We start from the raw sequence: 12,681 nt of genomic DNA on the forward strand, positions 1-12,681 counted from the left end.
GAAAGTCATATGCTCTTGGGCGTGTGAATGTCTCTTCAAAATCAGGATAAGCCTGTATCCATATACGCCTAAAATTTTGCGAAATAAATCCTGAACCATAGCTTTCGGATGTTGTGCGTGGGAAGAAATATATCCGTACCGGAAATATTTTTTCAATGCAGCAATTGTATTCTGCAAGATAGTCTGAAAGTTCAGAAGTTATAAATATCCTTCTGCTTATTGGCCCTTTGGATTGAAGTATGTCAATATATCCATTCTTCAGATGAACATCCTTACATTTGAGCATTCTTACTTCCTTGCATCTTAATCCGCAACAGTATAAAAGTCGGAACAGCGCAGGAATAACCAGGTCTCTACCTTTAAATGATGCATGTGGGGTAATTAAATCACACTCATGAAAAAAATCTGAGATTTCTGTTTCTGCAAAAAAGTATGGTGGTTCAGGACAAATTTTTGGACTTCTTTTTGGTGGGATAACATAAATATCCTCATAGCCTTGATTGATCAGATATCTGCAGAATTCTCTTAATACTGCAATCGTCCCGTATAGTGCACCAACATTCTGCTTTTTTGTATCAAGATAATCCTGTATGGACTCTTTGTCAGGAACTACAGCATCAGGATATTTTTGTAGAATAAATTTCACAAATCCCCTCAGAAATATTTCTGACGAATTGTACTGATATCCTATGCCATGTTTGTATGACAGAAATTCATCTGCCAGTATATCGATTGTTTTATACATGTGCACCTCCTGGAAGTGGAAGTGGAAGTGTACACTTTGAAAGCTCTTTACCATCCGTTGATATATATGTCATTGTGCTGTTAGGATCTCGATGTCCAAGAACCTCAGCAATAGCAGGAAGAGGAACTCCTTTTTTGACCATGTTTGATGCGGCATTATGGCGCATCATTCGGGTTCCATTAATTCTACCATTAGAATCAATGCCTGCATTTTTAACGATGTTCTTTAAAATCACATATAAACAACAATGGGAAGTAATCTTACCATGTGGCGCTCTTTCTTGTAAAAAAAGGTACTTCGAATCTGACATTGGGCGTTCCTCAAGTAGGTATTCCATCATGGCATTCCCATACGATGCCCTAAGAGGAAGGTTTAATGTAGCTCCTGTTTTTTCTTGAATCAGATAAACCGTTTCCTTCTTCCAATCAATATCTGAAAGTTTTAAGTTACAAATATCAACCGCACGCATACCGGTTTCTAAGGCAATAAGACCGATTGCTCTATTCCGTTTTGATATATCAGCATGGTCCAAGTATGATCGCAGTTGCGTTTGTTCTTCATCAGTATATACTTCAATGATTTCTTTTTTACGAGGCATGTGGGAAGGGAGCTCTCTGATGTAAACACGGCTGCTATCAAACCTGTTTAAAAGTTTTTTCATACCAGAAATATAGGAACCTAAACATTTCAAGTCCCAATGAGTTTTTGACATTTCCAGGAAAAACTCAGTTGTATCACCTGGAGATAATTCTTCTAATGAACAGTATCCTTTTTCTGAAAGATAGCTCAAGAAATAAAATGCTGCCCTACTGTAGGAACATATGCTGCCAGGTTTCAAACCTTCATCTTTTAAAACCTGTAGATAATCATTATAAATTTTTTCAAAGAGAGGATTTTCAAAATTCCTCGGTATTGAATCATTGCGTTGACACTTAGACCAGTCAGTCTTGCCTATAGCAATTAGCCTTTCAATCAACAAAACGCATCGTTTATGAAAGTAGTATCGGTGATTGCTATAAACACCTGGTTTGAAGACATAGTTGCTGTCAGCAATAAATACATTCCCAAGTTCATCGCAATAGAACTGTTCATCACGAGAGTCAGCTAGTTTCAATAGTCGATTGTAAACATCGCGGTATTGTCGACAGGTTTCTGTGCTGTAATGCTCTTTCATGCCAGCAAGAATAGTTGCAATTAGTTCTTCTAATGTTTTCTTCATATCCATTTTTGAATGCCTCCTTACGTTTGATAAGGTTAGGCTCTCAAGTATGAGAAAGAAAAGCAATAGACTATTCCGAAAGCTTTATGATAAATGCGATAATTTCAAGTATATCTGAAAAACTTCGGTATAGTATAATCTTCGGAATAAGCAAGATAAATATGTTCGACGCTATCGGCCATATGCTCCATCATAGCTTCCGCAGAACCTTCACCAGTTCCGCTAAGGTAATCGGATTGAAACCATCCGGTATGCCGATGGAATAGTCTCCAAAGGATAAGGAAAATTCCGCTTTTATAGGCCATGTTTCTTTCGCGTTGTTTTTATTTTCTGGCAGCAGAACCACTTCTGCGAATGTATTATCTCCGGCCTCTTGCTGTTCCAGAATTTTTAATTTTTTAACCCAGTAATGGTAAGCGGTATTCTTCAGTCCGTTTTGCTGGCACCACGCCTTTACACTCAGTCCGCTCTGGCGGTATTCTTCAATGCGGTCTCGCCATTGCTGTTCAAGGGCTAAATCTCTAGCCATAAAAAACCTCCTGTCTTGTATTCACTGTTTTTAACAGAATAACAAAGTCAGGAGATTTTTTCGCTACGCTATTTTGTCCACCGCTTACGTATTTATCTAAATGAATACCTGAATTAATTTAGATATTGGTCGCTACGAACTATACTCTTTATAAGGATGACACAATCAATACCTATCAGCATTAGAAAGATAACTAATTTCATCTTTAGTCAACACCCTTTTTAAAACAACTTATCCAAGATGGCCATCTATTGTGTTTATCATAAACTATAATTGTTACCTTTCCATGAACACTGTGTAAAGAATATGTTAAACCTTATAATGGGAAATCTACTGAAATGCTATGAAAAATTGAAAAAGCCCTTGCAATTAAGCTGAGACCTAAGTTTTTCTCACAAAAGATAATGTATAATCAAAATTTAACTGTGCATTATAACCTTACTAATAAGTGTGTTCGATTCTTTTGGAGGAACTGAGTGAAGAAACATTATTTAATTGTAGGGCTTGTTGTTGTAATCTTAGTTTATGCATTATTCCGTGGCGGTTACTGGGTTGCCACTCTACCCGGGTCATGCGTGGTTTGTCATGAGGTTAAACCCTACTTTGTTTCTTGGAAGGAATCTCCCCACAGTTATGTACCTTGTATAAAATGTCATGAGAAAAGAGGTCCGTTCGGTAAGATAGAAAATGCATTAACGCACGGGATAAGAGGGTTGGGCCTCCAAATAACTGGGGAGTTTGGTTCTTTTAAACCAGGATATGAAAGTCTTCCTATGAACAATTGCATTACTTGTCACATAGGTAAAATTAAATCTTACAAAGAAGCTCCTCTAATGCCAAAAGATCATCTAGAAATACTGAAAAATGACTCACCATGTATTAACTGCCATCGTAATACGGGTCACAAAACAGGATTAGGAGCCGATGATGTATTTAAAAACCAATGATGATTTAAAGGACAATTGTAAATACGAAAAAGGCCCCAGCAGTAAGCTGCGGCCTTCCTATTTTGTATTGATTTACCTATGCACTTGGCTGAGCACTTGGTTGAATCTGTTTAACTCCACTCTGTACGGCTTCAGCAATGATATCCTGCACGGTCTGATCCGCTGTTTGCTGTGCGACAGGCTGAACGGTTTGCCGTATAGCTTGCGTTACCGCTTCTTGGACTGTTGTCTGTGTTTGGGCTGTAACTGACTGATCCGCGGCCACAGTAACTGGCACCGGGGCAGGAATGCCTTGCGAAGAGGAGTCGGAAGGCACCAGCGCATCTTGCTTTGCACTCGGCTTAACAATATTCTTCATCACAAATACGCCCGTCTCAATCGCGTCCTTGACCGCTGCCTCCAACTCTGGAGTTGGTTGATATTCCTCAAGTTTCAGTAAATTCATGGCCGAATCAAATGCTTTCTGTTTGCGTTGATCCTCGGTAAGTTGGGAGCTATCACATAATTGTTGCGCAGCATGAACACCAGCCTGGGCGGTTTGCAGGACCTTCCTTTCGTTTGTTTGTGGATTTCGGACATGAGTTGTTTCATTCTGTCTCGTTCCTCACGTGCAAGATATAACTCTTCCTGCACCAACGCCAGCTCCTCCATAACGCAATCATGCGTTTCAATCGCCCGCCTCTCCGATGCTTCTCCAATGACATTCTGCCCAACCATGATCAAGCTGAGCGCCACAAGCTGGATAATCCCTCCTGAGACATAGAACACCACACTTTGAGCTTCAGGGAAAGCTAAGGGGATTAAGCTCCAAAACAAAAAGGCATAAGCGCACTACATGGTTGCCATGCCTTTAGTTATTTATACTGCTAACCAAGTGTTAAATTTATTCATAGATTTCCTCCTTTTTCTTGAATACGTATTTAACGCAATCAATATATGGCAGAATAGATTAAGATCAAAAAAGCGGGGGGATACACACATGACTAAGATTTACAACGGAACTGACAGAACTTTCACAGTGGTAACGGACGGAAACCCTAATTTAGTAATCGGGCCAAAATGTTTTGGAGAGGTTGAACTTCCAGAGGGTGCAGTATTCAATGCTCCAGACGGAAGCTTTTACGTAGAAGAGGAAGGAAGATTCTACGTAAGCCATCAGGACTATCCGAAAGATGAACTAGTAATTTATGAAGAAGGTTGAGGATTTTTAAATGGAAAGAGTAGGTTCAAACCCTACTCCTTTTTTTTACAACAATTATTCTTATTATCTCCTGCCTACAAACCGGATAGTTATACGCTGCCCTGTTTTTGTCAACTCACGGTTATTTATCCCAGAGCTTGCATCCCGCCATCTAAATTTCAAACTTGTTCATAACCCTTTGTTTTAAAACCCAATGTCTTATTCTTAAGTTCGGAACCTAATAGTTTGCCTGCCCTATAAGCTTGATCTATTGCATCCTTCTGTTCATCAAAATGGAGAGGACAATGCTCGCTCTTAATCTCGTCGAGAAATCCGTGGTCCTTAACAACATTGCCAATACTACAACTTGCTCCATACCCACAAGTATAACATTGGGAATAACCACGTGCAGCAACCGCACCAACGATCTCAATCTTATTTGATTGCATCATTTTGGTAATAAAAGTCTGAACGGTATTTCGAGTCTCTCTGCTATATTCCACGCTCACAACGACACCTAGCTTACCTTTTAGACTAAACACATCTCTGTGCCGAAAACAAAATGTCCGTTCCAGACAGGCGTGACCTAAGGCATTGATTGTACCATAGTAATTGGGGGCTCCAAATACAATAGCCTCAGCTTTGAGCATCTTTTCCCCGATTTCGTTCCAGTCATCCTTAACTTTGCAAAAATTATCTGTTGCACACCTTGTACATCCAATGCAACCGTTGATTCTTTTACCGGTTAATGAAACATAGTCGTACTCCATCCCACTAGCCTGAAGAACAGCTTTTACTGCCGCACTGGTAATTCCATCCTTTCTTGCACTGGCACCAATCCCGAGAATCAAGGCAATCCTCCCTTTCACTTTAAACAACTTGTACACAAATTCACCTAAGGCTAAAGAATCTCTAAATAACATATACACTCAACACGTACAAACCGTTCTGAGTGGCAACGTTAAACCCATTATATCTTTATCCTTACGTTAACGTCAATATAAGCGAGCCCTAAATATATTTCATTTATTCGAATTCGAGAAGGATGTGCTATACTAAAATATATTTAAAATAAATTCAAGATTAATGCGAATGGGAATGATTGGGATGAACCAAGAAAAAAAGAAGTTGTTAAAAATTGGGGAATTGGCAAAAAGGGCAGGGGTAACAGTACGCACAATTCGCTACTACGAAGAATTGGGACTACTGTCTCCGACTGAAGTCAGCCCAGGCGGGTTTAGATTATATACCGAAAATGATTTATATCGGTTCCAGTTCATTCAACGATTCAAAGATCTAGGCTTACCTCTGGAAGAAATACACGCATTGATTGACAGCTCAGAACCCGGAGAAAGCAAAATGCAAAGAATAATGGCGAGTTATTCTTTGTTTGAAAAGCAATTAAAGAAAATCGAAGATAAGATTTCCGAGCTTGAAGTCTCTAAAGCAAATATTGAGAAAGGCATGGAGGCCCTAAATGTTTGCAAAGAATGCTCACGGGAGATATGTCTTCCTACATGCAGTAACAAGAAGTCACTGTTATAAAGGCATCACGTCCATAAGCTCCATAAAAATGATCCATCTGATAGATTTCTTCCTAGCTCTTCGCGTCTTTTATACCATTGCCCATCCATCCAGCACCAAAGAGGATATACCTAGAATCTTTCTTGTATCAATAATTAAAGGTTGTCTTATGCGAAGATAGCGATCATAGTAAACGGTGATGCCTGAGACGTTTTGGGTCAGATACTCTTCCGGCTTGATAACTGGCTTTCCCCGCCGCACGGACGGGGGTAGATTAACCCCACCTCAACAAATGCGTGCGTGAACCGGCTCTAGCGTAATCGTACCTCCATATTTTAAGATATACTCCCTCGCTTTATCAGTTATTTTGAATATCAGCATGAACTTAACCTCCTTTATAGCTCTAATCATGTTCGTCGATTTCTAATGTTCCGCAGTAAATCAATCCGTTCATATTCCCTTTCGCTGACCCTAAATTCTCTTTAAGTTCCTGCTTCGTGAAGTTTTATTAACCATACAAGGCCACCGCTGACACTTAACTCATTACTTCATTAAATAGAACTATGACGCATCCGTTTTAGACTCAACTTGATCCTCAGCCTGAGATTTCTCTGGATTAAGCCATACTTCATTGGGCAAGGACCAGTCCCTTGTTTGACGTGTCCAACGTTCCGGATGACGAGCTTTTGCAGCCTCATAGAGCTGGTGCCGTTTCTTAAGTATCTCTTCACCCTGGCCACTGTGACGCTGGTGTGGCGTGAGGAATTTGATACCACTATGGTGATGGTTGTAGTTGTACCAATGGACAAATTCCTTGACCCATCTCCTGGCATCATTAATCGTTGCAAATCCTCCCATTGGATAGCTTGGTCGGTATTTGCAGGTCTTGAAAACAGACTCCGAATAAGGATTGTCATTACTAACCCTTGAGCGGCTCCTAGAAGGCGTAATACCTAATTGATAGAGTGTTTCCAGCATGGATGCGCCTTTCATCGGGCTTCCATTATCGGAATGCAGTACTAAAAGGCTTTCTTGTCTGGTTATATTCTGAGCCATGACCGCCCTCCGAATGAGTTGACTAGCGTTTTCTGCTGATTCTTCGACCCAGACTTCCCATCCGACAATGTCCCTGCTAAAGATGTCCAGGATGAGATATAAAGAGAAGTAGAGTCCTCGAACAGGGCCAGGCAAATATGTAATATCCCACGACCATACGCGATTGGGTTTGGTAGCACAATGCGTGGATTTAGGCTTGCTGGAGGGTGCCTTGCAACGACCACGATGATTCTGTTCACCCGCTTCGTGCATGACTCGATAGAAGGTTGATTCGGAGGCGATGTAGATACCTTGATCCGCAAGAATCGGGACAATCTGACTGGGTGGCAAACTTTGAAATTCAAGTTGGTTAACTACTTCCAGAATGTCTTTGCATTCTGCTTCCGTGAGTTTATTCGCTGGTTCAGGGCGCTTTGCCAAGGGTCGCTGATGGCTAGTTCCTGGGCCACACCGCCGTTCGCCTGTATGCAGTTGTCCTGCCAGGACTTAACCTGCTCAACATACAAACCTTTCTTGCGACAGTATTCTGCTAGTTCGATCTCACTGAGAGTGGATGTCTCAATCACGATGAGAAACTTGTCGCGTGTGCTCCACTGCTCACTTTGCTGCTCACCAGCAGGGGCTGCAAATCCCTTTCCCCGTATTTCCTTCCGCCACAACTTCAAAGTCCCCTCTGGGACGCCTGTCTCCTGCTGAATCAGACCAAGAGACTGGTTGTTTGGCGGTAACATCTTCGCAATAATAGAACTTTTTAACTCTTTTGGATATCTCATGCCGTTTTCCCTCCTGTGTTCCTTCAAGGATACTTTTCCTAAGTCTCTACGTCAACTATCGTAACACAGGGGGGCCCTTTTCAGCGTTACATACGCCTGATGTCAGAGAAAAAGACGAGCATAACGCCCATATCGCACCTTAACGTCGCTATACGTCCCACTACGCTCCATTATATTCCATACCCCACCGCCAGCTACCCACTACTATTAATTTAGTTTACCAAAGGTACTATCTTCGTTAATTGTATACAGCTTTACGAAAGATAAGAGCCCCGGCCCGTTTGGTCAGCTAATTATCACGTTATGTAGTGGCTGAGAATATTTACAGCCGGAGTTCTTGCACAACTGTTAACGCTGAATTAAAAAGCCCAAAAGCTGACGGTGTTGCCTGTCCATGATTTGATCGATATAATGACCATGACGTTACCTTCCTTGAAGAAAGGAGAAAGACGCCTCTGCTTATATGTGGTACCGCTACAACAGTATCACTAGAGACGTCTTCCCACCAACAACATGGTCATTGTATCAAATTATTCACTGGTTGAGAAGAAAGATAAGACCGGTGTTTTTTGTTAGGAGTGCGGAAATCGTACCTTGCCCTTTTTGCGGAGCACCCTTAGTCGTTGTAGGCAGTCGTCCTCGATCATGGTACCAAAGCTCTGGAGAAAGAGCAAAACTTATCATTCGCAGATTACGCTGCGAGTTGTGTGCGAGGATTCACCATGAATTGCCGGATTTGCTCGTTCCTTACAAACGTTATGACGCGGAAAGCATCGAAGGCGTTTTAAGCGAACCAGCACGAACGGACATTGCAGCGGATGAATCAACCCTCTTGCGCTGGAAACTCTGGTTTCTTACGTGGATCGTGTACGCTCAAGGCTGCTTACAGTCGATCGCGACCCGTTTCAACCTTCCTGTGGAGAACTCGTCCGTTCGTCCACAGTCGGTACTCCAATCCCTTGGACGATTTGTCGGCACCGCAGATTTGAAGATGAGCTAATCTTTAATTAGCAGTTAAGGTCGGAAATATTGTAGTAAAAATTGTCCCATTTTTACCTGTTTCAAAATTGAAAACAGCTTCATGCCTTTGGGCAATCCCTATCGAAATGGCTAACCCCAGACCGGTTCCAGTTTCTTTTGTCGTAAAAAATGGAGTTCCGATCTTCTCCTGTATCTCTTGAGGTATCCCTGTTCCCTGGTCTTTGATCGCCAAAACAACTTTATCTCCCATAGGATAGGTGTTGATTAAAACTCTCCCTTTTTCAGGAGTAACCTCCAAGCCATTACGAACTAGGTTGAGAATAAGCTGTTTAATTTCATTTTCGTTGATCATGATATCTGGCAGAACATTTAGATCTAAAACAACTTGTTTATTACTATTAAAGGCATCCGCTTGGAGCATGGGAAATAATTTAAGGATCGTTTCATTAATATTTTTGAGTTTAATATTATCTAAGCTCACCTTACTCAATGATAAAAAATCTGTAATTATGGCATTGGCCCGATCAATCTCGGTAATCATCAACTCTAGAACCTCTTTGTCTTCTGAATATTTGGTTTTTGTCCCAAAGATCTGTAAAAATCCCTTAACAGTTGTTAGTGGATTTCTTATTTCATGGCTAATTCCAGCTGCAAGCTGACCAATAAGATTAAGTCGTTCTAAACGGTCAAACTCTTGCTGCTGTCGCTTTAACTCAGAAATATCTCTAACAAAAACTGTCAAGCCCTCCTTATAGGGATAGGCATGGTATTCATGATTTTGATCAGGTCTTGCGAACCCTCCTGCTTCCCAATGAACTGATTGATTCTGGGACATAGCTTCCTGCATTTTATCATAGCTTAACGTATCAATAACCTGAGGGAATACCTCCCAGATACTTTTTCCTATTAGCTCAGTGTTCTCCTCGCTAATAACTATCTTTAGTTTATTGTTAACAAACGTGAACTTCCAGTCGCGATCCAATGCATAAAAACCATCTGAAATCCCTTCCATGATTTTATTCGTTTTAAGTGTTGACGATTCTAATTTCTGATTTATTTTTTTTAAATCATCTGTGTAAGTAGTAATTTTATTTAAAACAGGTACTAATTCCGGTAATTTTGTTAGAATTTGATCTTGCTCACAATCATTATTAATTATCATTATACAGAATTCATCTAAGCACGATTCAATCTGCTTAATATATTTTCTTATTAAAAATATAATTAAGGCTAATAAGGTTAAAACTAATATAACAATTTCACTCAATTCATAGAAGGATACTAATACATAATCTGTTTTCTTGGCATAGGCCCAAACATAGCCTACTAATTTTTCTTTATCATATATTGGTATATTAACCCCCAACAATTTGTTATTGGTTGATAAGTTATTTTCACTTATTGATCCCATTATAGATCGTATTTCATCAAAAGAAAATTCGATATTATTTTGATTTTTAACTATTAAGTCTAATTCAACATCGTAATAACCTACTAAATTATCATTAACATTATTAATTATTGACTGTACAATACTATCTATCTTTAATATTTTTTGATTCTTTTTTAAATTTGTATCTCTCTTTAATTCACCAATTAGGGATATTTGGGGTTGTATTTTAGATTGAACACTCAATGCACTTAATAATAAATTATAATTAAATTGCAAGGCTTGATTTTTCAAAAAGCTTTGTCCATAACTAAATATGAATATAATAAGGAAAGTAAAGATGCTGAATATGATTTTGAATAAAGTTAATTGAATAATAGATTGTTTTTTTATAATATTTTTTATATTTAAAATCATTAAGCTACCTCCAACTGTCCGAAATTTAAACATAAAAAGCTTATGAGAATTTATAGCAAACAATTAAAAGCTGGGATATCCCCAGCTTTTAAACTACCAAATGTGTTTAGCTACTGATAACCTATTGATAACCTTCTGATTATCTTTGCAAAGCTTTCGGGGTTTTGGGTTGATATGCCCATAAACCACATGCAAAAACGGAGGTTGCACTGGCTAGGAGCATTAACATTGAGGCAATCGTAGCAAAAAAGTACTTTTTCATAAGTCTATATTCACCTCCCTCTATTGAAAATAGGCAGTAAGGTGATACTTTGGTAAGATACACCTAAAACTGCGCTAACATTTAATAATTTATTATCGACAAAAGAAATTACAAAGAATGAAACAATTACGAAAGCTATTGACGAGATCTTGAGTTTAAGTATTAAACTACTAGAATGAATTGGTTTTGCTTCGCTGTCTACAGGAGCTAAGAAAGCTACTAGTAAAAAAGAAACGACCAAAATAAAGATCATAATATACTGATTAGCAAAATCAAAATCAACAAGTTTTTTAGCTAAAACTCCAATAATGCTATAAATAATAGAACCAAAGGCCAGACATTTTAGTGGAGTATTAAAATGAGCTCCTCCCGATACCTTTCGTAAAGAAACACCGAAAACAGTTGCAAAAACAGCTGGCATTAAAGCATTAAACATATATCCTAATACTATTATTAATAATGACCCTAATAAAAATAGAATTACCGTTTCAATGGCATACGCTATAATTTCCTTTTTATCTTCGCTATAATCCAATTCATCGGTTATTACTTCAGTGAGTTTATTACTAATATTTTCAGAGAAATTCATTTATTAATTCAACCTCTTTTTTTGGATAAGTTTATTTAATAAAAAAGCAGAGAGAAATAAAAGAAGTACTTGTGGTTCTGTTATGGCAATCGTTATTCCTAGGTTAGTGAATAGGGTTTCAGGTGTTACTCCAAAAACAGACATTAACAATGATAGGCACGCAAACTCAAATATTGCTAAAGCTAAAAAACTCAATATACTTGCAATAAGGAATAAACTGAAGTCTCCCTTGCCTTGCCAAGTCAAAGCTATAAATAATAAAATGATTAGCAAAAATGAATGAACCCCAAAAGGGACAGAAAACAGTCTCACTACATACGCACTAACAGCTAAAATAATCCCAATTAGTAGTATTTTATTCCATCTCAAGGGTATTCTTGCAATTACAAAAGCTAAAGTTACCATTGCAGTTTGTTCAGGTATGCCTTGTAAAAGTAAAGCAATGAATGGAATGTTTATAAATCCCACACCCTCTCCACTAACCATAAACCTTTAAACATAACTACTTCACAACGCCCTACCATTCTCTCTCTCAGTTCAATTATTGCACACTCCAAGAGTCGAATTTGCACGAACCTTATCATCCGAAATAACTTTTTCGAGCTTGGAGAATTAAGCCAAAAATGCCCACATGCCGAACGCTCAGCAGATAGGCATCTAGAATCCATTTCTGCAACCCGGCTGTCGTGGCAGCATCAAGTACTGTTTTAGACCCGTGGCTTTGCGTCTCTACCTTTCGATAGATTTGCCATATGACTTTGAATAACTGTTTTTACTTTTTCAATATTTAGTTCCACTGAGTAGCCTTTTCTCTTATCAAAGTTTGTAGTTTATGCCTATCTCTACCAATGGATTTATACTTCTACAAATACTTCACATTTCCTTCAAGATGATTAAATAATTATTCTTTTCACTCTATTTAAAAAATTACCGCCTATAAGAGAACGTTATATTTTTATAGAAGAAGAACGTAAAATATCAGGACGTAAGAATCCGGCATGAAAAGAGCGACCACTGTTTAAATTGCATAACCATGAGAATATGTTCCACAAGAAGCCAGAGTAGATCA

14 protein-coding genes, 1 pseudogene and 1 riboswitch are annotated in these 12,681 nt (G+C 38.9%); of the genes and pseudogenes, 4 read left to right on the forward strand and 11 right to left on the reverse strand.

Annotated features, from left to right (window positions below; genetic code table 11):
• The 3 genes from DSOL_RS18640 to tnpA all read right to left on the reverse strand — a co-directional run.
• Positions 1–745, reverse strand: a 745-nt coding sequence (locus DSOL_RS18640; protein ID WP_075366322.1) for a tyrosine-type recombinase/integrase, incomplete at its 3' end; no start/stop codon positions are given.
• A complete protein-coding gene (locus DSOL_RS18645) occupies positions 738–1,970 on the reverse strand; it encodes a tyrosine-type recombinase/integrase (RefSeq protein ID WP_075366323.1) in 1,233 nt (410 codons plus the stop codon). The genes DSOL_RS18640 and DSOL_RS18645, both read right to left, overlap by 8 nt.
• 184 nt (positions 1,971–2,154) lie before the next feature.
• Positions 2,155–2,493, reverse strand: a complete 339-nt coding sequence (gene tnpA / locus DSOL_RS18650) for an IS66 family insertion sequence element accessory protein TnpA (protein ID WP_075366324.1) — start codon at positions 2,491–2,493, stop codon at positions 2,155–2,157.
• 476 nt (positions 2,494–2,969) lie between these two features.
• On the opposite strand from tnpA, the gene DSOL_RS18655 reads away from it, so the two are divergent.
• Entirely contained in the window at positions 2,970–3,440 is a 471-nt protein-coding gene (locus DSOL_RS18655; protein WP_075366325.1) for a hypothetical protein, read from the forward strand.
• Positions 3,441–3,516: 76 nt separating this feature from the next.
• Here DSOL_RS18655 and DSOL_RS18660 read toward each other — a convergent pair whose 3' ends face one another.
• Complete coding sequence (locus tag DSOL_RS18660) at positions 3,517–3,885, reverse strand: hypothetical protein (RefSeq protein WP_075366326.1); 369 nt, start codon at positions 3,883–3,885, stop codon at positions 3,517–3,519.
• Complete coding sequence (locus DSOL_RS18665; RefSeq protein WP_075366327.1) at positions 3,882–4,175, reverse strand: hypothetical protein; 294 nt, start codon at positions 4,173–4,175, stop codon at positions 3,882–3,884. The genes DSOL_RS18660 and DSOL_RS18665 overlap by 4 nt, the downstream gene beginning before the upstream one ends.
• A gap of 244 nt (positions 4,176–4,419) precedes the next feature.
• Here DSOL_RS18665 and DSOL_RS18670 point away from each other — a divergent pair, with 244 nt between their 5' ends.
• Positions 4,420–4,641, forward strand: a complete 222-nt coding sequence (locus DSOL_RS18670; protein ID WP_075366328.1) for a hypothetical protein — start codon at positions 4,420–4,422, stop codon at positions 4,639–4,641.
• A 158-nt stretch (positions 4,642–4,799) separates the two neighbouring features.
• On the opposite strand, the gene DSOL_RS18675 is transcribed toward DSOL_RS18670, so the two are convergent.
• A complete protein-coding gene (locus tag DSOL_RS18675) occupies positions 4,800–5,471 on the reverse strand; it encodes a flavodoxin family protein (protein WP_075366329.1) in 672 nt (223 codons plus the stop codon).
• A gap of 256 nt (positions 5,472–5,727) precedes the next feature.
• Here DSOL_RS18675 and DSOL_RS18680 point away from each other — a divergent pair, with 256 nt between their 5' ends.
• Positions 5,728–6,165 carry a helix-turn-helix domain-containing protein gene (locus tag DSOL_RS18680; RefSeq protein ID WP_170871559.1) on the forward strand — a complete coding sequence of 146 codons (438 nt, stop codon included), beginning with the start codon at positions 5,728–5,730 and terminating at the stop codon, positions 6,163–6,165.
• A gap of 540 nt (positions 6,166–6,705) precedes the next feature.
• Here DSOL_RS18680 and DSOL_RS18685 read toward each other — a convergent pair.
• Positions 6,706–7,973, reverse strand: a pseudogene (locus tag DSOL_RS18685) (IS3 family transposase).
• Positions 7,974–8,535: 562 nt separating this feature from the next.
• On the opposite strand from DSOL_RS18685, the gene DSOL_RS27440 reads away from it, so the two are divergent.
• Positions 8,536–8,973, forward strand: a complete 438-nt coding sequence (locus tag DSOL_RS27440) for a DUF6431 domain-containing protein (protein ID WP_170871560.1) — start codon at positions 8,536–8,538, stop codon at positions 8,971–8,973.
• A gap of 3 nt (positions 8,974–8,976) precedes the next feature.
• On the opposite strand, the gene DSOL_RS18700 is transcribed toward DSOL_RS27440, so the two are convergent.
• The 4 genes from DSOL_RS18700 to DSOL_RS18715 all read right to left on the reverse strand — a co-directional run bounded on the left by DSOL_RS18700 (position 8,977) and on the right by DSOL_RS18715 (position 12,080).
• Positions 8,977–10,761, reverse strand: coding sequence for a two-component system sensor histidine kinase NtrB (locus DSOL_RS18700; RefSeq protein ID WP_075366332.1), 1,785 nt, complete (start codon positions 10,759–10,761; stop codon positions 8,977–8,979).
• A 139-nt stretch (positions 10,762–10,900) separates the two neighbouring features.
• Positions 10,901–11,023, reverse strand: a complete 123-nt coding sequence (locus DSOL_RS18705) for a cyclic lactone autoinducer peptide (protein ID WP_075366333.1) — start codon at positions 11,021–11,023, stop codon at positions 10,901–10,903.
• Positions 11,024–11,033: 10 nt separating this feature from the next.
• Positions 11,034–11,612 carry an accessory gene regulator ArgB-like protein gene (locus tag DSOL_RS18710; protein ID WP_075366334.1) on the reverse strand — a complete coding sequence of 193 codons (579 nt, stop codon included), beginning with the start codon at positions 11,610–11,612 and terminating at the stop codon, positions 11,034–11,036.
• Positions 11,613–11,615: 3 nt separating this feature from the next.
• Positions 11,616–12,080, reverse strand: coding sequence for a hypothetical protein (locus DSOL_RS18715; protein ID WP_139314528.1), 465 nt, complete (start codon positions 12,078–12,080; stop codon positions 11,616–11,618).
• Positions 12,081–12,280: 200 nt separating this feature from the next.
• Positions 12,281–12,372: riboswitch (cyclic di-GMP riboswitch) on the reverse strand.
• Positions 12,373–12,681 lie beyond the last annotated feature (309 nt).

The organism is Desulfosporosinus metallidurans (assembly GCF_001936615.1).
GTDB lineage: Bacteria > Bacillota > Desulfitobacteriia > Desulfitobacteriales > Desulfitobacteriaceae > Desulfosporosinus > Desulfosporosinus metallidurans.